Source organism: Paenibacillus sp. 22594 (assembly GCF_052044425.1).
Classification (GTDB): Bacteria; Bacillota; Bacilli; order Paenibacillales; family Paenibacillaceae; genus Paenibacillus_AQ.
The window spans coordinates 490,569-515,630 of the sequence record NZ_JBQENA010000003.1 but is presented as its reverse complement, the minus strand read 5'-3'; the positions used below and the strand labels follow the sequence as shown (position 1 = coordinate 515,630).

The window sequence follows — 25,062 nt, the reverse complement described above, 5'->3', positions numbered from 1 at the left end:
GGCGATAAGGCGCCAAGGCAATAATCGCTAGGGAATAGCGTGCTGAGGTGATTCCCCCAGTATTGTTCTTCAAATAAATCAATCTGGCAGTTACAAATACTTTGTGCACTGCAAATCAGTTCCGAAGCGCTATCAAAGAAAAGATCGGTTATGGCACACTGGTAAACGGCATCTTTCGGATGGGTCTGGCTCTGCTCAGCTTAAGACTGGTACAAACGTTGCCACGGGGGATGGACGAAAGGTTTACTCTATGGTCGCATTGCGGTAATCTAATATATTTTCTTTAAATACTAAGAGGAGTGATTAATAATGGCATTATATGAATATGCAAAGTTTGTAAAGGTTCTTGCAAGTAATAGCGGACGCGGATTCCAGGCTACGGTACAGTTGCCAAGTGCCAAGACCATGCCTTCGATTGGATCGTATTTTACGGCTTATGTGGGTCTCGGGCCACTTGAAGCAGGGGTGTCTGTTCAGAACGATCCTAAATTTAAGGATTCTTCCGGTGCGTATAAATGGCATTGGACCGTTGCTTCGGAGACTGCAAGTGAGACAAGTGCCTCTGGCCCTATGCTACAGTTCGGTGACGGGGAAATCATCAACCTGAAAGTTACTATTGACGAAACCGTAAGCAGCCCTACCTACAAAAAAATGATTTTCCAGGTGAATAATCAAACAGTCTACAAGACTGCTAATGACTACCTGAATCAGAGCTTTACAAATGCCCGGATCATTTTGGCGACGGACCAGCAGAACTATACTTCCTTGCCGACAAGTTTGCCTGCATGGAATACCTTTCATAATCAATTCACCGTCTCCAATATGAGCTATAAAAACACCGCAAACACTTGGGTAGCTATCAATTCTACAAATACCGCAGGAGGAGCTCCGGAACTGTTCCACACTCCGCGGGCAAGTCAAGGATATACGGGTACAACTCCTTCACCAGCCGACTATACCGTCACTTCTGATTTGGCTAACTCCCGAATCTACGCATCGCTTAAAGCTTAAGCTAGGACACAGCAAAACTCAAGATACAAACGAACTGGCACCGATATTTTATCGGTGCCAGTTTTTTGAGATATGAGAAATTTTAATTTTGACTGTACAGGATTTTTCTTACGGTCTAATCGGTTGTTCCTCATCAATCTCTCTAACAAAGTTCTTATTCTGGATCACCTGAGAGCTGCTCTGCTGCGATCCTAGGACCGACATCTGTCCATCAGAATTGGCTAATCCATATTGGATCATATAGGTAAACAGGTCTACATTAAAAAAGACATATCTCTTGGACAACTGGGGCACCGAACCGTACTGTTTATCGATTTGATAGCCGAACAGCTGAGTGATATCTTTGGATGCAGATTTCTTAGTGGTATCCAGATTGGCTTCCCACATCAGCTTGGCCTGACCGCTCTTGATCTCATAATAATAAACAAGATCAGCTGTTTGAATAAAATAACTATCCGATTTTCCTTCCAGGAAATAATAGGTTGAATTCAATCCTTCGTCATCTGCCGTCAACATAGGCAATCCGGAATTATTAATAGGAAACTGTAAGGCGGCAATCCGGGATATGGCCAAGTTATCACTCTTATAATTCTCATTCAAGACAGAATTGGCACGGTCGGAAATGGTGATCCGCTTGGTCGATGGATTTAATTCAACATTGTAATTCAATGCGTCCGAGACAAACCGGATTGGAACAAGGGTTCTTCCGTTTATTATCGTAACAGGTACATCTAAGCTAACGGATTTATTATTAACTAGAGCAACACTTTTACCTGCGGTGAGCAGAACAGTGGATTCCCCTTTTTGCAACTTAAGCTGTTTGGTCGTAGAATTCCAGTTCATCTTGACCCCATTGAAGCTTTGAATGGCCTTCACAGGTATAAGCACCCGGCCTGAAACCACCTGTCCATCATAAGAAGTACTTGAGCCGCTTATAGACACTTTATAGGAAGGACTACTAGCGAATGAAGAACCGAGCAATGTAGACGACAAGGCTAAAGTAAGCAGTATGCTGGCTGCCACTTTCTTTTTCATTTTATTTTCCTCCTTTATTTGGGAACCATCTGGTATGACGCACTCCCAATATCCTGAACATGCAGATGTTATACTGACGCTGTAAAGCCAAAAAAGTTGCAATATATGGATTATTTTATGATATATAGATTAATAAAGCACTACTTCCTCATTTATTCATTGCCTCATCGAATCTATTTCGTCCTTGATCATCCAGCCATCGATCCGGTGATCTTGTTTAAAATGATTTTTCTTGGATACTTTTATGGTGTTGGTGTCTGGAACCTTGTCCGTCAGCCCCAGCCCTGAAAACCAGCGGCAGGATTGTTGTTTTTCTCGGTTGGGACGCAACATTCAATACACCATCCGTTCTATAAATAGTTACCCGTATTATACAACATTAACGCGGTGTCGTCTTAAATTAATTACACATAAATAAGGCTGGCGAGACTTTCTCGACAGCCTGAAGACGCTCGAATTAGAGCGTCTTTCTTTTTTCTTAATCTTTTTTTCTGGACGTTTCTGACGGGGATTTTTTTAACTCAACATTAAGGTTCTGAACAGCTCGAGTCAATTCCCTTACTGTTTTATCCAGTTGCTTAAATTGTGATTCTATATTCTGTAAAACGTACTTCAGTAAGATAAGGGATATTGCCGCCGGGAATCCTACATTCGTGACCAAGTTGATGATACTCTCTGGGTCCACTTTTCCTCTCATCTCCTTTCAAACTAAGGCTTTTTGAATTCACTTATAAGGAGAAATTTAATCATTTTTTACAACATAACCTGATAAAAGAGCCTAAATATGGTACAATAAATGGGAACAAGTGTTTGCGTTTTGGTTGTAAAAGTGCTCAGAATTACTCCTTATAAATAGAGAAGCTAAACCATACAAGGAGGAGTTATTATGGCGCTACTGGAGTATTATCGTACCGAGCTTAAACGAATGGCTTGGCGGATACATTATCATGTAAAGAAAGAGCAAAACGGCGAACTACTGTCTAACTTTGAGTCTATTTTGGCTTTTCCTGGTTTTAGCCAAGATAGTGATAATAGACTTATAGTGGGACAGCTCCTAAATTCGTTATCTTCAGAAATTGGTAAAGAAATTATCTACCAGTTATATACACTGGGCAAAAAAGAAAAGGACGTTGCATTTGAACTCCAAATGACTCAACAGGCGGTGAACCGATGGAAGAACAAGATGCTCAAAGAAATGAAGCAGAAGATAGAGAAATCGAACAGTTGATCGAACGAATTGTGGTAGATCACGATGAACAAGCGATGCTTGCTTTCCTAACTTTTTTTGAAGAGGATATGAATGTTTTATCAAAATACATGCGGATGTCAAAAGAAGATGCAATGCAAAGTTTAAAACTGGGGATGCTGGAGATGATTCTAAATAATTAGATAATCAAAAGGAGAAAGGTTCAAAGTAAATAAACACGTACTCACGTCCGTCCGCGTTCTCGAGTCGGTCTTCAGGTTTCCGAACAACGGCTATGTTGATTTAGGAAAATTAAAGAAAGTTCAGTCAACTAAATTGAAATAAAGGAGGAGATATTTTGATTACTCAAATGAATGAGGAAATTTTTTCAACAAATTTATCTAAAGCGGTTGATAAGATAAAAGAAGCTAGGGGAATTTCAAGCGATATAGTTAAATTTGTTATAGAGCCTGTCGAGGAACATGGGAAAATATTAGATGACTACCCAGCCACAAGATTGAACCTATCATTTAACCAATAACATAAATAACCCATGTAATACCTGTATGAAAAATATCGTAAGTTCGTCTGTACGCACAATTAATGCTCGAAAAGTATAACTTAATTACGCTAAAGCGTTACATCGAACAGGTCGATTATGGTCAGATACACCATGCTAGACCTGTTTTTTGTTATCTTCGTTTCTTACGGTTTTTTCAAATTTACTCGAAACTGCACAATACTGGTTATATAAAGCAAAAAGCGGCACTTCTCCAAGTTAAGGAGAGTTGCCGCTTTTGCTTACATAAAATCAAAAAAGTACCGGATCACATGGAAGAACACCGGTGAGGTGTAGGCCAGGCTGTCGACGCGGCTTAGGTAGCTTGACTGCAGGGCAGCGAATTTATCATCATCGCCGATGAGCAAATCGCGCTTCAGCACAGACACCGTTAAGCTGCCGAAGAATCCGGCCAGACTGATCAGCACCCCGGAGAACAGCCCGAAGATCGGGGTCAGCGGTGTGAAGTAAGGGTAGATCAGGTACGATACCCCTGTAGTAGCCACAAATGCACAGGCGAAGCCCTCCCAGGTCAGATTCGGGTTGGCGGTCGGAACGACCTTACGCTTGCCGAAATAGATTGAAGCTAGATAATGTACGGCATCATTCAGCTGCGTGAGCACTACCAGGAACAGCACCAGCCCCGCGCCATACTCCGGTGTGGCAAATTGGAAGTAGGCCAGGTGGCTGAGACCGAACACCATGAGCATCAGTCCCCACTGGGTGGCGCTTACGCTGCGCAGGAATCCGAGCGTGCCTTTGTTGATGAGCCGGGGCAGCGGCAGGAGCAGGAAGACATATACCGGGATGAAAACGATGAACATGCCATACCACTCTATGTAGATCCAGTAGAACTGCAGCGGAATGGACAGGTAGGCCCACAGGAACAGCCGGCGGTCCGCTTTTCGGGTACGGATCATGGAGAAATATTCTTTCAGTGCAAAGAAGGAAAGTGCCATCAGGGACAGCAGGGATACGACCGGATTAATCAATGTGGCCAGGCAGAAGATGAAGAGCATGCCCCACCAGGTTTTGATCCGGAAGCCAATTCCCGTGTAATCCTTGTCCTTCTGCAGTCTGCTTACCAGTATGTAGAGCAAATGAATGGCGGATAAAGCGGTGAAGATAAGCACGAATGTAACGAGTGAACTGTTCAAGCCATCACCAACTTGTCGCAGGATAGGATTCCAACAAAGGAATCATATGTTAATATATAAAAAAGTACAAGTTGCATGTGATTTTGACACTTCGATAAGGGGACTTTCTGTATATGGAAGATGATCATTCGGTCTATATCCTGCTCACGAATACGGGGACACTGTTCACGAAGCTTATTCAAGGCTATACCAAAGCGCCTTACAACCACGCCTCCATCTCGTTTGACCGTGAGCTTACAGAGCTGTACAGCTTCGGCCGGAAGAATCCGAGTAATCCCCTGAATGGCGGCTTTGTACATGAAGATCTGCGGACAGGCACCTTCAGCAAATATCCGAATACCACCTGTGTGATCTACGAGCTGCATGTTTCTGGACGCGAGGTCGAGAAAATGCGGCGGGTCCTGCACATCTTCATCCGCAGCCGCCAAAAGTACCTCTACAACATGCTGGGCGTCATTGGCATTGCCCTCAAGGAACCTGTTGAATTCAGCAACTCTTATTTCTGCTCGCAGTTTGTTGCGGAAATTCTGGACCGGTCCGGCATCAAGCTGTGGAACAAGCTGCCTGCGCTCGTTACGCCGGATGATTTCCGGCAGAGTGACCGGCTGGAGCTGATCTATCAAGGGAAGTTGAGTGAGTACGTGCCGGAGGAGGGCGAGTGAGCGTCTACAGCCTGTTTTTCTCCATCCATGCAATAGCCCAATCCACTAGAGGACGTTGTTCCAGAAACCGGATATTGGCCTGACCGACTGTATGAACCTTAACATTCATTTCTTGGTCATACGCTTCTCCTAACCGGACAAAATCCTCATCTTCTACAGCCTGGGTTTCGTAAGTCACCCACTTGCGCTTACCTTCCACCATGATGGCACTGCTCTCACAGACCCATTTCTTGGCGGGGAAGTCTGCCCTGGTTTCTGCCAGATGCAAAGATGTGTTTTTATCATAGCCGACGCCTGCCAAGAGTACATAACCATGTAACTGATACAACTTATCCAGCGGTGAGCCTGAGCCGAAAATATTGCTTAAGTCATGGCCTTGCGTAAGATATTCTGCATGCTTGCCTACTGCGGCGACGGATCGGGCCGGATGATCTGACCGCGCAGCCCCCGGCCATTTACGGAACATTTCAGCCACAGCGCCCATTCCTATAGCCGGTGTGATTTCTTTATTATAGGCTGGCCAGTGTTCCCGGATTAGGGGCCACCCTTCGGTGGGCGCGTCCCAGTGGACACCTGTGGATGGATCGAGATTCTTCCAGGTCTGAGAAGGCATCATCAGAGTGCCTTCTTCACCCACAATTTCAAGGAGTGAACGGATGAAGGTTTCGGGTCCTCCTACAACATAACCCAGTTGGCTTAAGGAAGTATGCACGAAGATATGCTGTCCTTTGGTGAGTCCGCAGTTTGTGAATTGGGTGACTAGATCCTCTTTTGTTAAAATCATGCGGTTCTCCTTGCCGGTTGTCATGTAAACCTCCACCTTTCATCAACATAAAATAACCCCGCTGCAAAAGCAGCGGGGTTGTCTCTAGCGTAGCCAGGGAAGCAGTGCCCTTTGGTTATATATTCCATACTATATCAGCCAGTGTCATTTGCAGCAATAGCGGATCAGCCAATCTTATGGATTGACCTGTAAGCGTCTACAGATTAAAATTATGGTGAATTAATAACAATGAAATAACAAAAAAATAACAAACGAAATAAAAGGAGAGGTACACTACAATGGCTATGATAAAGCATTATACCCCCTGCAATCCAAACGCCTCGGAAGAGGTCCGGAACGTCTTGAAGTATCTCAGCGATATTTCCGGTAAGGGAATTCTTACGGGGCAGCATACCCAGACCACTGTGCAGAAGGAGCTGCGTTATATCGAAGAGGTGACCGGCAAGCTGCCAGCTCTTTGCGGATTTGAGCTGCTGGCATATTCGCCTAATATCAATGTCGAGAAGACCACCCCGGAATGCATGCTGGAAGTGGAAGAGAACAAAAATACACTGGATAATGCATGGGATTGGGCACTGGGCCGCAGAGGATTAGTTACATTTACGTGGCACTGGTTTTCACCTTTTGGTAGCTGGGCTAAGGGTTTTTATGCGGAGAACACCACCTTTGACGCCTCCAAGGCTGTCATAGAAGGCACGGAAGAATACAAAGCACTGCTGTCAGATATGGATGTGATGGCGGGGATTTTGAAAGAATTTTGCGATAAACAGATCCCTATCCTGTGGCGCCCGTTCCATGAGTCCGAAGGTACGTGGTTCTGGTGGGGAGCCAAGGGGCCTGAGGTTGCAGCGAAGCTGTACCGGATTATGTACGACAGATACACCAATCATCACCAGCTGAACAACCTGATCTGGGTGTGGAACTCGCCGCTCGTGGAGGGCTATCCGGGTGATGATGTAGCCGACGTGATCTCCAGAGACCTGTACCCGCCGAAGCATGTCCACACAGATCTGCGTCCGGAATATGAGGAACTGGTTCAGATCACACCGTCCCCCAAAATCACGGCACTTGGCGAAATAGGCGTAATTCCGAGTATGGCCCAGCTGTCCGAAACAAGAATTCCGTGGACATGGTATATGACCTGGTCTAATGAATACGGTGCATCTGAGGAATGGAATACACAAGAGGAGCTGCGCCGGGCGTATCACCATGAATACGCGATCACCCTGGACAAGCTGCCTAAGCTGTATTAAGAGAACGGTAATTGAGAAGGGGAGGCCGGGAGGCCGGCTGAGCTCATATCGCGCGGCATGGTCAGAGCCCGGTGGTGGCCGGGTTTACCCCTCCTCCGGCACTACTACCTGAATATGGCGGGGGAGTACACTCAGCCGGATCGGCAGAGCCGGGCCTTCTTCGCCGTCCACATTGGTCCGTATGACATCTGCCGAGCTTACGGTTACTTCTCTTGCAGTGAAATAATCCACGTCCTTGTGGTTCTTGAGTGTACCGAGCAATAAAGAGATACTGACCGTAAGCGTGTTGAGGAAATGCAGATCCTTAATGATGTAGCAGTGGAGCAGTCCGTCATCAACAGCGGCATCCGGGGCCAGTTTCTCGAAACCTCCTACGGAATTAGTCAGTGCAGCAAGGAACAGCGGAGTCTCACCTACCCAGGTCTTGCCATCATGCTGTATGGTGAGCGGATGGGCGGCGTTGCCTGCCAGCTCTTTGATGCCCTCTTTGAAATAGGCCAGAGCGCCGAGTCTGGATTTATCATCCGAAGATACGGAGGACAGGGATTCAGCCAGCGGACCGGCAGCGACCACGTTGACGAATAACCGGCCGTTTAGCCTGCCTGCGTCTACCCGTTGCACCCTAGAGGAGGCCAGTGTATGAATGGCTTCTTCCGGAGTCAGCGGAATCTGCAGCGCGCGGGCAAAGTCATTCACCGTCCCGAGGGGAATAATCCCCAGCTTCGGCTGGTGTGCCTGGCCGGACAGGCCGTTGATCGTTTCATGAAGCGTTCCATCCCCTCCGATAGATACCACCAGATCCACTTTCGCTTCACAAGCAGCTACGCAAAATTCGGTGGCATCCCCTTCTTTTTGCGTCTCCTTGACCGTAACCTCATACCCCTGGCTCCTCAGCAGTTCTTCGGTGCTACTGACATAATCCGGTGCCTCCTCCTTGCCGGATGAGGGGTTCACAATGATCATGGCCTGCGTCATACACAACTTCCTCTCTGTTTGCAGATAAGTGTTGTACTTACATTACCCTCAAAGGAAGCCGTTGAATGAAAACTTGAGCAGTATCAGTGTGCAATATGGACAATCCGGTTGCGTCCTTTATTTTTGGCCTGGTATAGCGCTTGGTCTACTTCTTCGAACAGGTTGCTGCCCGGAGAGAAGCTGCTGATGCTCAGAAGTCCCATGCTAACAGTAACCGACACGGGTTCGGCAACGTTTGCGATCGTAATTTGATTCACTTCAACCCGTGCTTTGACCCGCTCGGCTACACGCTGGGCTTCAGAATGAGCGATATCCGGCAAATACACCATAAATTCCTCTCCGCCATAACGTGCTAAAACGTCAGATGGGCGAAGTTCCTCTTTTAGCACCTCCACCGTGTGGCAGAGGACCTCATCACCGGCTAAATGTCCGTAAGTGTCATTCACCGACTTGAAGAAATCGATATCCAGCAAAATAAGTGCGAAGGGAATATGCTCTTTCCTGTTTCGGCTTACTTGATCCTCCAGATGCTGCGTCAGATAATGGCGGTTATAGCAGCCGGTGAGACTGTCTGTGAGGGCCATTTGCTGCAGCTGCCGGTTCTTCTCGAACAGCTCCCTTTGCACCTCAATCAATGAATGGTTGCGTTCCTGTAGGGCCATGTTTTGGTGATTGGTCTCATGAATCAGCTGTTGCAGCTCCGTCATGTCTTGAAACGTGATGATCCGTCCCACCTGTGATTCGCTGATCATAATGGGCGCAGCCTGAATGTTTAGATAACGCTGGATACCCGAATGGAAAATTTCAATTTCGATTCGCTCCAGCGGATGCTCGCAGTAGGTCTGAATGAATGCTTCGATGGCTGGCGACAGCTCCGGAAAAATAAAATGGACGCTGAACCGTTCGCCCCGCTGCAGGTGCAGATGAGGATGCAGGGAACGGTTAATTTCAACCACGTTGTCATATTCATCAAGCACGAGAATCCCATGTCCAATCGTGTCCATTACATCCTGATGGGCTATGGTTACGATATCAAATACTTTGTCACGGTTGATGGAAATGACAAAAAAAGTAGCCGACAATAAAATTCCAAGTGAGGTCAATCCCGGGATGACCGGCAGATACGGGTCCAGAACCACATTAAGCAGGATATCCAGCACAATAAATAAGGTTATGGACAGAAGGCCTTTGAGTACCAGCATGACTTGCTTGCGCACACGCGGGGTCATATCCTGGACCAGTGCGGCAGAGATCACATACAGTGAAGCAGTCACCTGGATGAAGACCACGGCAATGAAGAGCCAGAAAAGAGGCCCGTAGGTTCTTTGAATATAACCGCCATTTACCGGCTGCACAAACCAGCTGTGGGGATTGATGATGATGCCGGCAGCGGTCAATATCACCGGAATCGACAGCAGCAGTATGATTTTGCGGTGCAGAAACCGGGTTTGTCCGGTCAACAGAATGGTGAAAAAGATCCAGCCCGTGCTCAGCAGCGCCGAATCCACAAATGCGGCCTTGACATAAAATAATTGATAGATAGGATGATCCGTAGTTTTAATGGCAAACTGGCAAAAGGGCCATATCATCATAGTGAAGTGGAAGGCTAAGTAAACTTTATGCAGATTCGTGATGCTAACCGTAACGAAAATATAGACGAATAGTGCAAACAGTATGAAGAATAAAATGAGATCAATCCATACCACAAAACCCAATAAGTTACACCTTCCTGCTATTGTTAGTCATTATGAATGTATTTTGGGTCTTAAGTCTTACATCTTGCTTCTAATATATAATCAGCATGCTAAGAATACAACCACTTTGGAAGTGTCATAGACTGAATTGGAGAGTGCAGCGCAGATATGGACGAAATTGACCTCCAGCCAATAGTACGTTAACAATTCAGTGCTATGATGAAAAGACATGCCTTAAATGAGGTTAAGAGGAAGGAAAGAGGGGGTCTTGGATATGGATACAAAAGGGCAGAAGTCAGCGGAAGCTGGCAGGACCCGGGGAAAAGGGGCTGACCTGCTGGAGGTTCTGGGCGTTTCCCTGAAGCTCGGACTAACCTCCTTTGGAGGGCCGATTGCCCACCTGGGCTATTTCCATAATGAATATATCCGCCGCCGGAAATGGATGGACGAGCGAAGTTATGCCGATCTGGTGGCATTGTGCCAGTTCCTCCCCGGTCCAGCGAGCAGCCAGGTCGGGATTGGCATCGGTGTGGTCAGGGCTGGCTTGCTTGGAGGAATCATAGCCTGGCTGGGATTCACTTTGCCTTCAGTGGTCGCTCTGGTTGCCTTTGCCTTTCTGCTGCAGGGCTTCGACATCTCTGGTGCGGGCTGGATTCATGGACTGAAGATTGTGGCTGTAGCGATTGTGGCACAAGCGGTGCTGGGGATGGGGCAAAAGCTCACGCCAGACAGGGGAAGAGTCACCATTGCGGTGGTGGCGGCGGTAATCGCACTGTCTTGGCATGCCGCATATGGTCAGATCCTGATCCTCGCTGCTGCCGGAGTGATCGGCCTTGCAATATATCGGACAAAACCGGCTAAAGGGCCGGATCTGCCGATTGCCATCGGCCGCCCTGTGGCCGTCTTTTGTCTGGCGCTATTCCTTCTCCTGCTTATCCTGTTGCCGGTTCTTAGAACGTCCGTGGAGGCTAGTGGTTTTGCGATATTCGACAGCTTTTACCGTTCCGGTTCCTTGGTATTCGGTGGCGGGCATGTCATTCTTCCGCTTTTGGAACGCGAGGTTGTACCTACCGGATGGGTCAGCCGGGAGGACTTTCTGGCCGGCTATGGAGCGACGCAAGCCGTTCCGGGACCGCTGTTTACTTTTGCCGGCTACCTTGGGGCGATGACCTCAGGAATCTGGGGAGCTGTGATTGCCACAGCGGGGATCTTCCTGCCTGCCTTTCTGCTGGTCATCGGCGCACTGCCGTTCTGGAATGGCTGGAGGAATAATCCGAAGGTTCAAGGAGCGCTGACAGGAATTAATGCGGCTGTGGTGGGGATTTTGCTGGCTGCTCTGTATGATCCGCTCTGGACCACGGCCATCCTGAAGCCGCTGGATTTCGCGCTGGCCGCCATTTTGTTTGTGATGCTCTTCTTCTGGAAGCTTCCGCCCTGGGTGATTGTTCTGGCCGGTGCTGCAGGAGGGATGTTTATGGAGTTCTTGTAGTTACATTTAAACGAGCAGCTTCTCGTATACATCGACGTGGTTTCCATGCTGATCCTTGGCAGTTTTGATGAAGGCATAACCATTCTTATTCCAAAAAGATGCTCCAATCCGGTTCTCCAGTTGAACAGCCAGTCTGACTTGCGTTACATCCTCCTGTAATAATCTCCGCTCCAGAGCATCCAACGCGATTGAACCTATCCCTTGCCCGGCATAGCCGTGATGAACGATAAAAAGACCGATCCAGGAATGTTTGTCACTAGGATTGCTGGGCAGATAGGTAATAATGCCAATGTAGTGCCCATTCTCCTTAATGAGCAGCATCTTTTCGCCCATCTCGAGATTCTGCCTGTTCTCTTCACGGATATCCTCCGGGGTGAGAAGCTCCTGGTGCAGCACCATAAGGTTGAACGCTGGCTGCGAGTTGAGAATGGCTGCCTGAAGCTCCACACTATCTGCGGATATGGGGTCCGGTACGGCTTCTAGAATGATCAATGGATACATCTCCTTTAAGATATTTATCTAATTAGATGCTAATGTAATTTGTGCATGAGTTCAAGGGGTATGCTACAATAAGAAGAATTTATTTCAAGACCAAGCTGTCGATAAGAAATGGAGAAATGAGATCATGAATGAATTGCCAAACTGCCCGCAGTGCAGCTCGGAGTATACATACGAGGACGGGTCGCTGCTGGTTTGTCCGGAATGCGCACATGAGTGGGCACCGGGGTCAGAGAACGCAAATAGCGTGGAAGACAAAGTTGTTAGGGATGCTAACGGGAATATTTTGAACGACGGGGACTCGGTTACAGTCATTAAGGACCTGAAGGTCAAGGGCAGCTCCTCGGTGCTGAAGATCGGTACCAAAGTGAAGAACATCAGACTGGTCGAGGGTGATCATGATATTGATTGCAAAATTGACGGCTTTGGAGCAATGAAACTCAAATCCGAATTTGTCAGAAAAGCATAATGAATCTGATCCACTCACTGAAGAATCATAAGGGGACCACGCAGTCCCCTAGAGGAATTTGTTAAAATATAAGGATTTATAGGTTTCATGCTATAAATCATCCTTCTATTTCTCGTTGAAACGGATTCCGTCCCTTAAAAGGACGGCGAAGCCGGTTCCACTTATTTGCGCTTGACTTCTGTCCGGTTTCACCATAAAATCTAACTAGTTAGTTATAAATGGAGGTGGCAATCATATCACCAACAGAGGGCAAACGAAGTTCGAAAATTTACGATGCCGCCCGAACCAGAGGGATCATCCTTGATGCTGCCGAGGAGATTTTTGCAGAGCTGGGCTATTCGGCGGCCCGGATTGATGTGATCGCGAAGGAGTCCGGGTACAATAAAAGCCTGATCTATCAGTACTTTGGTGACAAATTGGGCCTTTATACAGAAGTGGTCAAACGAGCCGATCAGATTGGCGAACAGATTACAGGCTCGTTCATCGCCGGGTTGTTAAAGAACAAACAGCTTGTAACGGATCCCGCGGCCTTTCGGGAGTTCCTGGAAGCGATGACCCGGGAAACGGTATCCTTCCTTCTGGAGCATCGGAGCTACCTGAGAATTCTATTCTGGGAAGCGGCTGAAGATTGGAAGACCTGGAATCAAATCACCTATCGTCCGGATGATGCCACTCAAATGCATGAATTGGCCTTAGCCGCCCAGAAGAATGGAATCCTCCGTCAGGATTTGGATCCGGCGCTCTTTCCCATTCTGATTATGAATGTGACTACAGCTACTCTGCAGTCGTCTTCGCGGTTTGAACAGCTGCTCGGTAAGCTTGATTCCCCGCAGATGAGAGAGCAGACCACCCAGCAGATTGCGAAGTTTATCATCCATGGCGTGATGGAGCCGTCTTTGTTGTAAGAGGCGGCTGTTTTTTTAGACAAAATATAAACAACTAGTTAGTTTTAAATTGAAGGCAGGAGTGAGGACAATGGCCGCAATGATTCAGACAAAAGAGTTAACCAAGCATTTCGGGAGCAACCATGCTGTGAATGGGCTGTCGCTAGAGGTGGACCAAGGAGAAATCTACGGATTTCTGGGGCTGAATGGTGCGGGAAAAACGACAACCATCCGTATGCTGCTGGGCATGATCCGGCCCGATTCCGGTTCCGCCTATGTGTTCGGGCAGCGGGTGGATGCGGGCAGCCACAAACTATGGGCCAGTGTGGGCTACATGGTGGAAACGCCGTACTCCTATCCTGAACTTACCGTCCGCGAGAATCTGGAGATTATCCGCAGGCTGCGGGGCATCCCTGACCGTAAGGCGATTGATGCCATTATCGACAAGCTTCAGCTTACCGCTTACCGGGACCGCAAGGCCGGAACGCTCTCTCTCGGCAACGGGCAGCGGCTCGGTCTGGCCAAGGCCATGCTGCATCATCCCCAGGTGCTGATTCTGGATGAGCCGACGAACGGGCTGGATCCGGCCGGAATTGTTGAGGTGCGTGAACTGCTCCGTGACCTGGCACTCAACCACGGTGTAACGATTTTTATCTCCAGCCATATTCTCGGTGAGGTCTCCAGGCTGACGACGAGGATCGGAATTGTACATCAGGGCCGGCTCCTGCAGGAGACGGATGTTAAGGAGCTACAGCACCTGCTCCGCAAACGTCTGCTTGTGCAGACCCGCAACTCCGCAAGTGCCAGGAACCGGCTGCTTAAGGCAGGCTATGATGTGCAGCAATCCGGGAATGGAACACTGCTGCTGCTGGACAAACATGCCATAGCACACCCGGACCAGATCTCCAAATTGCTTGCGTACGCAGATATGCCGCCCACGCTGATTCAGGTGGAGGAAGAGGATTTAGAGGCTTATTTTCTTAGAATGATCGAGGCTGAGGGAGGAATGAAAGGATGAATCAATGGCTATCGGCCCTATGGGTGGAAATCTTGAAGCTTCGCCGCTCCAGATTGTTTTGGATTTCACTCACCGCCAGCATACTGCTGCCAGTGATGATTGGGCTGGTTTTCTCCGGGTGGCTTGGCTCCCAGGACGCCTTCGAGGGAGAAATCAATATGCAGGGATTCATGAAGGAGCTTGGCATCGTGATATCCATGGGGGGCCTCATCGGATTCGGATTTGTGTTCAGCTGGATGTTCGGACGGGAGTATACCGACCGTACGGTCAAGGATTTGCTGGCATTGCCGTTGTCCCGGTACGGAGTAGCCGCAGCCAAATTGATCGTTGCCGCTGCACTGTGTGCAGTCCTGGCAGTGCTTATGTTCATTGCCGGCTGCATAACCGCATGGTTTGTCCGGTTAGAAGGCTGGAGCCTTGGAGCCATCGCTCATGGCTTCAGAGGATACGCACTGCTCAGTCTTATGATTATCTGCCTGAGTATTCCGGTAGCCTGGATGGCCAGTGCAGGGCGCGGATATCTATCTCCCTTAGGTTTTGTTCTGCTTACGATTGTGATTGCCCAGTTTGGCGGTGGCTTGGGGATTGCGGAATATATTCCATGGGCAATTCCCGGTTTACTCAGTGGTGCTTCAGGAGATGAGAGTTCACATGTAGAGCTTCTAAGCTGGCTGCTTCCTTATCTCACTGGCGGCATTGGCATAGCAGGTACGCTCGCCTGGTGGCGGTATGCCGATCAAACGTAAGGCAGGCGGATTTTTATTATTTAATAATGGAGGGGAAGAGCATGGAGAAGATACCAAAGGGAACTATTCTAATCATGGCTATTCTAATCATCGGGGCAATGGTGGGGCTGCTGAATCAATCCTCGCTTAATACAGCACTCCCGAATATTATGGGGGATTTCCAGCTATCCACAAGCACCGCGCAATGGCTTACGACAGCATTCGCACTGGTTACGGGCATTGTGGTTCCGATCACGGCTTTTCTTATTCAGAGATTTACAACCAAACAAGTTTTTGTCTTCGCCATGGGCATGCTTACTGCGGGAACGCTCCTGTGTGCGGTCTCACCGAACTTCGGCCTGCTGCTCACCGGAAGAATGGTGCAGGCGGTCGGAGTGGGGATCATGCTTCCCTTGGTGCAGACGCTGACCTTTATTCTGATCCCAGTTGCCAAACGGGGGTTCACGATGGGAATGATCGGGCTTGCGGTTAATTTCGCTCCGGCCATCGGACCTGTGCTGAACGGCTGGCTTGTCGAGGATCATTCCTGGCGCTTATTGTTCTATATTCTGTTTCCTTGCTCACTGCTGCTCACCTTCGTTGGATTATTTCTCGTTAAGAATGTTACTCCGCAGGTGAAGAGCAAAGTAGATGCGTTATCCATGACGCTGTCATCTCTTGGATTCGGCGGTGTATTATATGGATTCAGCGTTTCCGGCAGCAAAGGCTGGGGGAGCACTGAGGTTCTGATCTCCCTTGTGATCGGCTTCATCGCACTTGGCCTGTTCGTATGGCGGCAGTTGACCATGAAGAATCCGCTGCTGGAATTAAGAGTATTCACAAGTCCCGCTTTCACTATGGCTACAGTAATCAGTATGATCTTGATGATTATTATGCTGAGCGCCCAGCTTCTGCTGCCTATCTATATGCAGACCATGCTTGGCTATTCCGCGCTCAAATCAGGGCTGATGCTGCTGCCTGGTGCGATTCTCATCTGCATTCTGTCACCTATAGCCGGGAAGCTTTTCGATAAAATGGGTGCCCGAATGCTGGTCATCATAGGGCTTGGCTTAACGGTAGTCTCCACCCTGATGTTCTCTAATTTAACGGAGCACACCACCTATGCCTTATTAATGATCGGCTATTCCCTGCGTATGATTGGAGTCAGCCTGACTCTGCTTCCTGTTATAACCAGCGGTATGAATTCACTGGCGCCTGATCTGATCCGGCATGGGATTCCCGTTAACACCACGCTGCGGACAGTAGCCGGTTCGATCGGAACAGCGCTGCTTGTGACTATAATGACCTATAGCGGTGGCGGACTGGGGCAAACGAGTGATGTCCACAGCTTAATACATGGGATGAATGTAGCTTCAATGGTAACCGCCGGGAGTGCAGTGCTCGCGCTGATCCTGGCCTTCTTTATCAAACGCAAGGAAGCTCCGGTTGAGCGTCCGGCGAAGAGTATTCCGGTAAAATAATTGTTGGTTCTATGCGGAACCGCCTCAATAAAATACCTTCTGCTGCAAGAGATCGAGCGCCCGCTCGATCTCTTTGCGTTCCTCGTCCGTAACGCTTCCCATCCGTTCTGCGAACCGGACTGCAATATGCTGAAAGGCTTCATTCATCATCGCTTCTCCGGCAGCAGAGAGGGTAATACCCTGCTTGCGGCGGTCGGCGGGGTCGGTGATTTTGTCGCACAGCTGCTTCTCGCCAAGCTTCTTCAGCTCACGGCTCGTGTTCGGCATCGACATATGCATGCAATCGCTGATCTCGCTAAGGGTAACCGGTTGGCTGACGGCAATGTATTCAAGGATTTTATATTGCAAGGGAGTCAGTGACTCCGATTTCACATCTTTACTAATATCACTGGTTATTTGGTGGACGGAAGTCGTAAAGGCTACGAATTTCTGAAATAGACTGTTGTTGTCCATGAAGATCACCTCTACATGACACCTTAGCAAAAAAGTTATCATAAAACAATTATCATTTGACAACTAAATTACGGCTATGTTACCCTTTGATTATCAAATGATAACTAAAGAGGTGGCAGCATGAACACATTGGTAATTTATACACATCCCAATCATCAGAGTCTGAGCTATGCGTTTCTACAGGAGGTGCTCCGGGGAAGCCGGGAGAATGCACAGGTGGCAGAGATTCAGGTGCTTGATTTGTATGAGGAGGGGTTTGATCCTGTACTGGTCTTTGGTGAACATAAGCGCAGGAGGGATATGCACACGGACCCCGCACTGGCTAAATACAGGGAGCAGCTGCTGTGGGCGGATCAAATCGTGTTCGTCTATCCGATCTGGTGGGGCCGGCCTCCAGCGATGCTGCTGGGCTATATTGATAAGATGTTCGCTTCGGGGTTCGCCTATCAGGATAAGGGAGGACTGGTACCGGAGGGCCTGCTGAAGGGGAAGTCGGCAGTGTGCATCTCCACGATGCAGGGGCCGACCCATTACCCGCTGTTGTGGCTACATAACGCGCACAAGGTGTTAATGCGCAAGGCATTGTTAAATTACGTAGGCATTCGCAGGGTGAAGTTCTTTGAGTTCGGAAGCATGGAGAGTAAGCGGGGCAAGCATGCCCGCAAGCTGGAACGGATCTATCAGTTTTTCAAGACAGCCCGTTAGTAAAAAGTTGAAGGAGAAATGGATACCCCCTAATACAGGAAGGTATCCGTTTCTGCATGGTCTCAGGAATGATTCTCGACCACCCAGTCAATCAGTTTACGGGCAATGCTGATAGGGGGCGGAATGACGGGCAGCTGATCAAGTGAGAACCAGTCGGCGTGATCCAGCTCTTCGCCGTCCACCGATATGTCTCCACTCTCATAATCGGCCAGAAAGCCAACCATCAGAGAATGGGGAAAAGGCCACTGCTGGCTGGCGAAGTAGCGGATGTTCTTGACCTTGATGCCGACCTCCTCCATGGTCTCTCGCTGTACACAATCCTCCAGCGTCTCGCCGGGCTCGACGAATCCGGCAATCAGCCCGTACATATTGTTCACAAAATGAGGTGAGTGTGCGAGCAGAATCCGGTTGTCCTTAAGAATCGCGGTAATGACCGCTGGGGCAATCCGGGGATAGCTGACCATTCCGCAGGCCGGACAGCTGCGGGAATGCTCTGCCTGCGACAGCTCGGTAGCAGTGCCGCATCTGCCGCAGAACTGGTGGGTTTCATCCCAGGCCAGCATTTGAATGCCCCTGCCTGCGAGATGGAACAGATCCTCATCCAGCGGCTCATACAGGGAGCGCAGCGGACGGAAGGCCATGCCTTCGGGTTCAAGTGACTCTGCCGGGACCTCTGCGGTAAAGCAGGGGAGATCTTCCCAGGTTCCGAGATACAGGGTCCTTACAGGAGCCATGGACAGCTGTTCAAGGGATGGAACAAGCGGAATGCCAGTGCCCTCTTCCGTTTCGGTAACCAGCAGCTTACCGGAATGGAAGATCAGCCAGTAGGCAGAGCCGCTGAACTCAGGCGGGGGAGTGACGGCAGGAATATATCGCTGATAAATGCTTGCTCTTAGTTTTGACATGGCGCAGAACCTTTCTGATAACAGATCATTTCTATTTTCATTAAGAATAGCAAAAACCGGCAATGCTAACAAATATCCGGGCGTGCTCCGCTCCGCAGGACATCAAGTTGAAACAGAAAAGGGAAGCGGCTCTAAGCGGGCTGTTTTTTTTGTTTGACATTTTCTTAACATGTAACTATATTAGTTACAGGAAGAAAAATCTGCTGCACTGCATCGGCATACAGCAGGTTCTACGATACAACTCAATTACTTAGGAGGAATAGACAATGAAGATTGCATTAACAGGAGCAACAGGACATTTCGGTTCCATCGTGGCAGAAACGTTATTGAAGTCGGTAGCGGCAGGAAACCTGGTGGTCAGCGTCAGAAACCCGGAGAAAGCAGAACATCTCCGCGCGCTTGGAGTAGATGTACGTCATGGTGATTTTGACCAGCCTGAGACTCTGGATAAGGCCTTTGCCGGTGTGGACCGGCTGCTGATCGTATCCGCGGATGGCGACAACGACACACGGATTCGCCAGCACAAGGCAGCCGTTGATGCCGCTGTACGTGCGGGTGTCGGCTTCATCGTCTACACCAGTGTGGGCCATGCAGACAGCAGCACGCTGTTCCTGGCACCTGTACACAAAGCTACGGAACAATTCATCCGTGAGTCCGGGATTTCATACTCCTTCCTGCGGAATAACTGGTATCTGGAGAATGAGATTGGCACGATCCAGGCAGTTCAAGCCGGAGCGCCATGGCTGACCTCTGCTGGTGAAGGCAAGGTGGGCTGGGCTACGCGCCGCGACTATGCAGAAGCAGCAGCTGCTGTACTGGCAGGCGAAGGCCATGCGAATTCCGTGTATGAATTGTCCGGTCAACCTGCAACACAGGCTGAACTGGCAGTGGTTGTCGGCGGGGTGCTGGGCAAGGAAGTTCAAGTACAGCAGGTGGATGATGCCACTTATGCTGACATTATGGCAAAAGCCGGAGTGCCAGAAGGCGCGCTTCCGATTGTAGTCGGTATTCAACGTGCGATCCGCGAAGGCGCACTCGATATTGCCAGCAGCGATTTCGTGAAGTTGCTGGAGCGCCCGCTTACACCGCTAAGTGAAGGTGTAAGTGATTTGCTCGGCGTTAAGGCATAAGACAGAGTCTGGCGGATTTACTCCTCCGGAAGCCGGGCCGGGTAAGTATACAAGGCTCGTCCTGTCATGAGAAAGAGGCTTCCGCTTAACGGTCGATGGACCGTAAGCGGAAGCCTCTTTTTGTGCGGAATTCCTGACAGCGGTTTAGCTGGGGGCATCCTTAAAATATCCTTTGACCAGTTGCCTGACCGCCTCAGTAAGAGCCACGCGATCTGGAGTCTCCAGCCATTCCTGAGGAATAATAGAATAGTTGCCGGAGCTTCCCGCCAGATAGCTGTAGATAATCTGGGCTTCGTCCAGCTTATGCCGGCTGATTGCATCCGGCTTCCCGCTCGCCGGTTTGCTGAAGCTGCTGCTGATGGCGGACTGGATGACCGTATGCAGCAACTCTTCGCTCATCTGACCAGTGTTCAGCCGGGTCCGGTCAAGAATCTCACTGCCCCGGATCAGGATTAGCTTGAGCTCCTGCTCATGTATGGGCTCAAGCACTACAATATTCTTATTCTGCTCGGTAAAGCCAATTACTTTCTCTTTCTGGAGCAGTGAGCTGACCGCTGTACAATAATCGCGGTATTTGGCGGCCGTCTCGAATTCAAAATTCCCGGCTGCCTGATTCATCCGCCGCTGCATGTCCTCCAGAATTCGCTGGTCGTCCCCGTTCAGCAACCCGATCACACTGTGCATAATCTCCTCGTACCGGGCCATTGCCTCCCCGCCCCCGCACATCCCGATGCATAACCCCAGCGAGTGATTAAGGCAGAGTGTGTTTTTGGCATGGGGTGTGCTGCAGAGGATCTTCTGACTTTCCTTGATCCCCTGTATTGCCCGTTCGACGGTGCTTCTGCTGGTAAAGGGGCCGAAATACAGGCTGTCCCCGTATTCTGCAGGATCATAGGTCACCGCCAGCTGCCGGTAGGCCGTGTCCGTGCGGATGGCAATATAGCTGTAGGCGAGCGGATTTTTCATCTTTTTATTGTACATGGGCTTGATTTCCTTAATCAGCTGGCACTCCAGCATAAAGGCTTCAAATTCCGTATCGGTCAGCTTGTAATCGAGATCCCGGATGTTCCGGACCAGTTGTTTCACTTTCGGAGAATGGCCCTTGGCATTGTAAAAGTAGGATTGGACCCGTTTCTTCAGCTGCTTGGCTTTGCCGACATAGATGATATGGCCCAGACTGTCCTTCATCAGGTAGACCCCTGGAGATAAAGGGAGGCTTGCTACTTTCTCCGCCAGATTCATGAGGTTCCCTCCCCAATCCCGTTTTCTAGTATCCTTTAGTATAAACGATCCTGGTGTGCGGAGCGACTGGAAAAGCGCCGGATCTCACACTACAATGATGGTATACAGAGCTTGGCTCTCTGACAGGAGGTAATCATGATGAAATTTCAGGCAATTGTTCAACTGAGCGGTAAAACAGCGACAGGCATTCCGGTTCCCGAAGAGGTGGTGGCGGGACTCGGGACCAGCAAGAAGCCTGCCGTTAAGGTGAAGATTGGAGAATACACTTACGCCAGCACGATTGCCGTGATGGGCGGCCAGTTTTTGATTCCGCTAAGTGCAGAACACCGTCAAGGCGCGGGAGTTAGCAGCGGAGATGAAATTGAAGTGGAGCTGGTGCTGGATACAGAGCCGCGTGAGCTTACGGTGCCGGCCGATTTCCGTGATGCGATAGACCGTGAGCCGGCGGCAAAACTCTTTTTTGACGGATTATCCTACAGCAACAGGCGGAGACTGGTCCTCTCCATTGAGAGTGCCAAAACCGCAGAGACCCGCCAGCGGCGTATAGAGAAAGCCGTTGGTCTGCTGAATGAGGGACGGGTACAGTAGCGGATACGCTGACTGCATGAATGCTGGCTGAACCATTGATGTGACAAACACCACAAAGCCCTCCAATAAAACCCTCTATCATAAATGACAGGGAAAGATAGATATATTGAAGCTGGGGGGCTTTTTTATGAAATATTCTATCGGAGAATTTGCCTCGATCCTGGGTGTGACGGCGGATACCTTGCGGCTCTATGAGAAGCATGATATCGTACACCCGATGAAAGATGAGCACAACAACTACCGTTATTTCAGTGATTTGGATGCCAGGAACTTACTGTCGAGCCGGTGGTACCGGAGTATGCAGATTCCGTTGCAGGACGTAGCCGGGCTAATCAATGACGCGCCTGCGGAGCAGGTCATCCAATCTATTGCCGCAGCGCAGCAGCAGCTGGAAGAGGATATCAGGCGCAGCGTTATGCTGCTGGAGAAGATCAACGAGATTCATGCAGACTTGAGCCGGATTGGAGACTCTTTTTATACCTGCCGGATCAAAGAGGTGCCGGGCATGTACCGCATCCAGCAGACGGACAAGAATCAGCTGTTGCAGAAGGAGTGCCTGAAACGGATGGTGCAGGCTTGGATGGAGCTGCTCCCCTTTACCTTTTATGCCTTCAGAATTGAAAATTCGGAGAATATCATGGGGACAGCAGAGCTGGAATATAGCTGGGGGCTTGCCTTGCTGGAGGAGGATCAGCGGAAGCTGGAAGTGTGCATGAATGAGACCATTGAGTATATCGAGCCGTCCACCTGTATCTCCGCAGTCATTGCCAGCTCTTATGAGGAGGATCTGGGACGGGAGACCTTTCAATTCATGCTGGATTATATCAGGGCAGAGGGCTACCATATCACCGGTGATATCCACGGCAAAATCCTGTTCACGGAACGAATGGGCAGAGGAACAAAAACCTATCTGGAGATCAATATTCCATTTGAGAAAAATTTCACATAATATTCATTGACCTTGGTGCCGCACCAAGGTTTACACTCTGTGTGTATTCGGTGGCCCTTCCAGAGAGAAAGGGGCCTCCAACCAACCACATAGGGGGAGAACCAATGCGCAAGCAAGCACAGAGCAAAATGTTCATGTTATCCGTGTGTCTCGTCCTCATTCTGTCGCTGATCAGCGGCTGCAGCGGCAATAATGCTGCCGAGCCGGCAGCTTCCGTGAAGCCGTCTGCGTCACCCGAGGCGACTCAGCAGGCAGCGAATGATAACGAGGTGCCGGCTTCTTTTAAAGCAGGAACCTATAAGGCGGAGGCTGATGGCAAAGACGGAAAAATCCAGGTAGAGGTTACCCTGGATTCACAGTCTAAAATTACCGATATTCAGGTGCTCAGTCAGAAGGAAACTGCAGGAATTGGCGTTGAAGCCATCAACAAGATCAAGGATGAGATCATCGCAGGCCAGACGCTCGCGATCGATGCTGTCAGCGGGGCTTCTGAATCCAGCACAGCCATTCTGACCGCTGTAGAAGACGCAGTAAAGCAGGCAGGCGGCAATGTAGAGGCGTTCAAATCCAGAACCGTAGCCAAAGCCGGTGAAGGCAAAACCGAGCAGCTGTCGGCCGATGTTGTCGTTGTAGGCGCCGGAGCATCCGGTGTCTCGGCAGCGGTATCCGCAGCAGATAAAGGTGCAAAGGTCATTATTATTGAGAAAACAGCCACCATTGGCGGAGCAAGCAACCTGTCCTGGGCGGGCAAGTTCTACAACTCTTCGGCGGCTGTAAGCAGCGGATTAAAGGTCAATGTGGAGAAGGAAATCGCTGGCTGGATCGTTAATAACCACTGGAGAGTTGATGCGGCGGCGATCCGCCAGTATGTGACCAAGTCCGGCGAAACCTATGATTGGCTGAACAAGAAGGGCTACAAAACGACCTTCATCAACTTCGCGGGAGAACAGCTGCATATGCTTCCGGCCTACGAAACACGCCAGCCCACACTGCGGGCCATGCTGGCTGCTTCGGTAGAGAAGGGCGGCGGACAGGTGATTACCGAAACGACCGCCAAGAAGCTGATTACGGGCGCTAACGGTGAGGTGACCGGTGTAGTCGCTGAGAAAGCTGACGGCACAACGCTTGAGATTACCGGGAAAAGCATCATCATGGCAACCGGCGGCTATGCCGGCAACAAAGAGATGGTTAAGGAAGCGTTTGGCTTCGAAGGCGTCAACGGGGGGTTGGGCCAGAATATCGGTGAAGGGCTACAGATGTCCTGGGATGCCGGAGCTAAGGTTCCCGATAATTTCGGCGGTCAAATGCTGCATCAGACCTTGGCCAGAGCAACTGAGAAGCTGAAGACGGAGTATAAGCCGTTTGAAGCCAGCTACCCGCTGATGCTCTCTTACCTGCCTACTTTGATGAATGTCGGTCCTTCCGGAGCAAGATTCAGAGACGAGGCAGCTACGCTCACCGCTGTAGCGGCTGCCAACACAAGTGCTTTTAACGGAGCGTATCATTTGGTTATTGTCTCGCAAGCGCAGATCGATGCCTTGAAGGCTAAAGGGATGAGTGGTGTAAAAGCGCCAGCTCTGCCGGGAATGCCACCGGAATTCTATGCTTCTTTTGCAGATCAGTTCAAGCTGGACACGCCATGGAAGGACGCGGATAAAGTATTCGAATCCATGGTCGCAAACGGCGACGGTTACAAAGGCAGCACCATTGAAGAACTGGCCAAAAATGCCGGGCTGGATGCAGAAGTCTTTGCCAATGATTTCAAACAGTATCAGGAAGCAACGAAAACCGGTGTGGATACTGAGTTTGGTAAATTGAAGGAATACCTGGTGCCTATGGGAGACAGCGGTCCGTACTATGCAATCATCGCCGAGGTCAACAATCTGGGTTCAGTTGGCGGACTGCTGGTCAATACCAAGTTCCAGGTACTGAATGACAAACGTGTGCCGATCAAGGGACTATATGCGGTTGGCCTCGAATCCGAAGGTGTATTGTTCAATGACACTTATGTCGGCAATGGCGTGGGTCTTGGCTATTCCTTCACCTCCGGCCGTTTGGGCGGAGAGGATGCCGCAGCAGGTGCGGTGGCTAAATAAGAAATAACGTTCAAGAGAAGGGGGAGCCGATGGCTCCCTCTTTTGCGTCTGCAGACCTTTGTAAGAAATCGTTCCGTTCCAGCCGATAAATAGGATAACTTGAACTTTATGAAC

27 protein-coding genes are annotated in these 25,062 nt (G+C 49.6%); 17 read left to right on the top strand and 10 right to left on the bottom strand.

Going from position 1 to position 25,062, the window contains the following annotated elements; all coding sequences use genetic code 11:
• Positions 1 to 309 precede the first annotated feature (309 nt).
• The gene (locus tag ACTJKB_RS13030; protein WP_440834469.1) at positions 310 to 1,011 is read left to right on the top strand and encodes a hypothetical protein; all 702 of its coding nucleotides are present in this window, start codon (positions 310 to 312) and stop codon (positions 1,009 to 1,011) included.
• A gap of 108 nt (positions 1,012 to 1,119) precedes the next feature.
• Here the strand turns inward: ACTJKB_RS13030 and ACTJKB_RS13025 are convergent, their stop codons facing one another.
• The gene (locus ACTJKB_RS13025) at positions 1,120 to 2,046 is read right to left on the bottom strand and encodes a copper amine oxidase N-terminal domain-containing protein (RefSeq protein ID WP_440834467.1); all 927 of its coding nucleotides are present in this window, start codon (positions 2,044 to 2,046) and stop codon (positions 1,120 to 1,122) included.
• Between the two features lie 156 nt (positions 2,047 to 2,202).
• On the bottom strand, positions 2,203 to 2,379 hold the full coding sequence (locus tag ACTJKB_RS13020) for a hypothetical protein (RefSeq protein ID WP_440834466.1): 177 nt from the start codon (positions 2,377 to 2,379) through the stop codon (positions 2,203 to 2,205).
• Positions 2,380 to 2,932: 553 nt separating this feature from the next.
• Between ACTJKB_RS13020 and ACTJKB_RS13015 the strand changes: the two genes are divergently transcribed.
• The 3 genes from ACTJKB_RS13015 (at position 2,933) to ACTJKB_RS13005 (ending at position 3,773) form a co-directional block, all read left to right on the top strand.
• A complete protein-coding gene (locus ACTJKB_RS13015) occupies positions 2,933 to 3,274 on the top strand; it encodes a sigma-70 family RNA polymerase sigma factor (protein WP_440834465.1) in 342 nt (113 codons plus the stop codon).
• Complete coding sequence (locus tag ACTJKB_RS13010; RefSeq protein WP_440834463.1) at positions 3,217 to 3,435, top strand: helix-turn-helix domain-containing protein; 219 nt, start codon at positions 3,217 to 3,219, stop codon at positions 3,433 to 3,435. Before ACTJKB_RS13015 ends, ACTJKB_RS13010 begins: the two co-directional genes overlap by 58 nt.
• Positions 3,436 to 3,590: 155 nt before the next feature.
• Positions 3,591 to 3,773 carry a hypothetical protein gene (locus ACTJKB_RS13005; RefSeq protein WP_440834462.1) on the top strand — a complete coding sequence of 61 codons (183 nt, stop codon included), beginning with the start codon at positions 3,591 to 3,593 and terminating at the stop codon, positions 3,771 to 3,773.
• 260 nt (positions 3,774 to 4,033) lie between these two features.
• Here ACTJKB_RS13005 and ACTJKB_RS13000 read toward each other — a convergent pair whose 3' ends face one another.
• Entirely contained in the window at positions 4,034 to 4,948 is a 915-nt protein-coding gene (locus ACTJKB_RS13000) for a phosphatidate cytidylyltransferase (RefSeq protein WP_440834460.1), read from the bottom strand.
• A 113-nt stretch (positions 4,949 to 5,061) separates the two neighbouring features.
• Between ACTJKB_RS13000 and ACTJKB_RS12995 the strand changes: the two genes are divergently transcribed.
• Complete coding sequence (locus ACTJKB_RS12995; protein ID WP_440834459.1) at positions 5,062 to 5,610, top strand: hypothetical protein; 549 nt, start codon at positions 5,062 to 5,064, stop codon at positions 5,608 to 5,610.
• A 4-nt stretch (positions 5,611 to 5,614) separates the two neighbouring features.
• Here ACTJKB_RS12995 and ACTJKB_RS12990 read toward each other — a convergent pair whose 3' ends face one another.
• Positions 5,615 to 6,418, bottom strand: coding sequence for an aminoglycoside N(3)-acetyltransferase (locus ACTJKB_RS12990; RefSeq protein WP_440834458.1), 804 nt, complete (start codon positions 6,416 to 6,418; stop codon positions 5,615 to 5,617).
• Positions 6,419 to 6,672: 254 nt separating this feature from the next.
• On the opposite strand from ACTJKB_RS12990, the gene ACTJKB_RS12985 reads away from it, so the two are divergent.
• Positions 6,673 to 7,647 (top strand): glycosyl hydrolase, encoded by a 975-nt coding sequence (locus tag ACTJKB_RS12985; RefSeq protein ID WP_440834457.1) that lies wholly within the window; start codon positions 6,673 to 6,675, stop codon positions 7,645 to 7,647.
• Positions 7,648 to 7,731: 84 nt separating this feature from the next.
• Here the strand turns inward: ACTJKB_RS12985 and ACTJKB_RS12980 are convergent, their stop codons facing one another.
• Positions 7,732 to 8,622 carry a diacylglycerol/lipid kinase family protein gene (locus ACTJKB_RS12980; RefSeq protein WP_440834455.1) on the bottom strand — a complete coding sequence of 297 codons (891 nt, stop codon included), beginning with the start codon at positions 8,620 to 8,622 and terminating at the stop codon, positions 7,732 to 7,734.
• Positions 8,623 to 8,705: 83 nt separating this feature from the next.
• Complete coding sequence (locus tag ACTJKB_RS12975) at positions 8,706 to 10,328, bottom strand: histidine kinase N-terminal 7TM domain-containing diguanylate cyclase (RefSeq protein WP_440834758.1); 1,623 nt, start codon at positions 10,326 to 10,328, stop codon at positions 8,706 to 8,708.
• Between the two features lie 262 nt (positions 10,329 to 10,590).
• Here ACTJKB_RS12975 and ACTJKB_RS12970 point away from each other — a divergent pair, with 262 nt between their 5' ends.
• Positions 10,591 to 11,805, top strand: coding sequence for a chromate transporter (locus ACTJKB_RS12970; RefSeq protein WP_440834453.1), 1,215 nt, complete (start codon positions 10,591 to 10,593; stop codon positions 11,803 to 11,805).
• Between the two features lie 6 nt (positions 11,806 to 11,811).
• Here ACTJKB_RS12970 and ACTJKB_RS12965 read toward each other — a convergent pair whose 3' ends face one another.
• Positions 11,812 to 12,297, bottom strand: a complete 486-nt coding sequence (locus ACTJKB_RS12965; protein WP_440834452.1) for a GNAT family N-acetyltransferase — start codon at positions 12,295 to 12,297, stop codon at positions 11,812 to 11,814.
• A gap of 133 nt (positions 12,298 to 12,430) precedes the next feature.
• Between ACTJKB_RS12965 and ACTJKB_RS12960 the strand changes: the two genes are divergently transcribed.
• The 5 genes from ACTJKB_RS12960 to ACTJKB_RS12940 all read left to right on the top strand — a co-directional run bounded on the left by ACTJKB_RS12960 (position 12,431) and on the right by ACTJKB_RS12940 (position 16,880).
• Positions 12,431 to 12,772: a zinc ribbon domain-containing protein YjdM gene (locus tag ACTJKB_RS12960; RefSeq protein ID WP_440834450.1), complete on the top strand. Its 342-nt coding sequence runs from the start codon at positions 12,431 to 12,433 to the stop codon at positions 12,770 to 12,772.
• Between the two features lie 218 nt (positions 12,773 to 12,990).
• A complete protein-coding gene (locus tag ACTJKB_RS12955; RefSeq protein WP_440834448.1) occupies positions 12,991 to 13,677 on the top strand; it encodes a TetR/AcrR family transcriptional regulator in 687 nt (228 codons plus the stop codon).
• 70 nt (positions 13,678 to 13,747) lie between these two features.
• Positions 13,748 to 14,674: an ABC transporter ATP-binding protein gene (locus ACTJKB_RS12950; RefSeq protein ID WP_440834446.1), complete on the top strand. Its 927-nt coding sequence runs from the start codon at positions 13,748 to 13,750 to the stop codon at positions 14,672 to 14,674.
• Complete coding sequence (locus ACTJKB_RS12945; protein WP_440834445.1) at positions 14,671 to 15,420, top strand: ABC transporter permease; 750 nt, start codon at positions 14,671 to 14,673, stop codon at positions 15,418 to 15,420. The genes ACTJKB_RS12950 and ACTJKB_RS12945 overlap by 4 nt, the downstream gene beginning before the upstream one ends.
• A 41-nt stretch (positions 15,421 to 15,461) precedes the next feature.
• Positions 15,462 to 16,880 carry a DHA2 family efflux MFS transporter permease subunit gene (locus tag ACTJKB_RS12940; RefSeq protein WP_440834444.1) on the top strand — a complete coding sequence of 473 codons (1,419 nt, stop codon included), beginning with the start codon at positions 15,462 to 15,464 and terminating at the stop codon, positions 16,878 to 16,880.
• A 24-nt stretch (positions 16,881 to 16,904) separates the two neighbouring features.
• Here ACTJKB_RS12940 and ACTJKB_RS12935 read toward each other — a convergent pair whose 3' ends face one another.
• Positions 16,905 to 17,333 (bottom strand): MarR family winged helix-turn-helix transcriptional regulator, encoded by a 429-nt coding sequence (locus ACTJKB_RS12935; RefSeq protein ID WP_440834442.1) that lies wholly within the window; start codon positions 17,331 to 17,333, stop codon positions 16,905 to 16,907.
• A gap of 120 nt (positions 17,334 to 17,453) precedes the next feature.
• On the opposite strand from ACTJKB_RS12935, the gene ACTJKB_RS12930 reads away from it, so the two are divergent.
• Entirely contained in the window at positions 17,454 to 18,038 is a 585-nt protein-coding gene (locus ACTJKB_RS12930) for an NAD(P)H-dependent oxidoreductase (RefSeq protein WP_440834440.1), read from the top strand.
• 62 nt (positions 18,039 to 18,100) lie between these two features.
• On the opposite strand, the gene nudC is transcribed toward ACTJKB_RS12930, so the two are convergent.
• Positions 18,101 to 18,943, bottom strand: a complete 843-nt coding sequence (gene nudC / locus ACTJKB_RS12925; protein WP_440834439.1) for an NAD(+) diphosphatase — start codon at positions 18,941 to 18,943, stop codon at positions 18,101 to 18,103.
• Positions 18,944 to 19,209: 266 nt separating this feature from the next.
• Between nudC and ACTJKB_RS12920 the strand changes: the two genes are divergently transcribed.
• A complete protein-coding gene (locus ACTJKB_RS12920) occupies positions 19,210 to 20,073 on the top strand; it encodes an SDR family oxidoreductase (RefSeq protein ID WP_440834437.1) in 864 nt (287 codons plus the stop codon).
• A gap of 144 nt (positions 20,074 to 20,217) precedes the next feature.
• On the opposite strand, the gene ACTJKB_RS12915 is transcribed toward ACTJKB_RS12920, so the two are convergent.
• Positions 20,218 to 21,315, bottom strand: a complete 1,098-nt coding sequence (locus ACTJKB_RS12915) for a UvrB/UvrC motif-containing protein (protein WP_440834435.1) — start codon at positions 21,313 to 21,315, stop codon at positions 20,218 to 20,220.
• A gap of 138 nt (positions 21,316 to 21,453) precedes the next feature.
• Between ACTJKB_RS12915 and ACTJKB_RS12910 the strand changes: the two genes are divergently transcribed.
• From ACTJKB_RS12910 to ACTJKB_RS12900, 3 genes are all read left to right on the top strand, one after another.
• Positions 21,454 to 21,903 carry a YdeI/OmpD-associated family protein gene (locus ACTJKB_RS12910; RefSeq protein WP_440834434.1) on the top strand — a complete coding sequence of 150 codons (450 nt, stop codon included), beginning with the start codon at positions 21,454 to 21,456 and terminating at the stop codon, positions 21,901 to 21,903.
• 127 nt (positions 21,904 to 22,030) lie between these two features.
• Complete coding sequence (locus tag ACTJKB_RS12905; RefSeq protein ID WP_440834432.1) at positions 22,031 to 22,852, top strand: MerR family transcriptional regulator; 822 nt, start codon at positions 22,031 to 22,033, stop codon at positions 22,850 to 22,852.
• 104 nt (positions 22,853 to 22,956) lie between these two features.
• Entirely contained in the window at positions 22,957 to 24,948 is a 1,992-nt protein-coding gene (locus ACTJKB_RS12900) for an FAD-binding protein (protein WP_440834431.1), read from the top strand.
• Positions 24,949 to 25,062 lie beyond the last annotated feature (114 nt).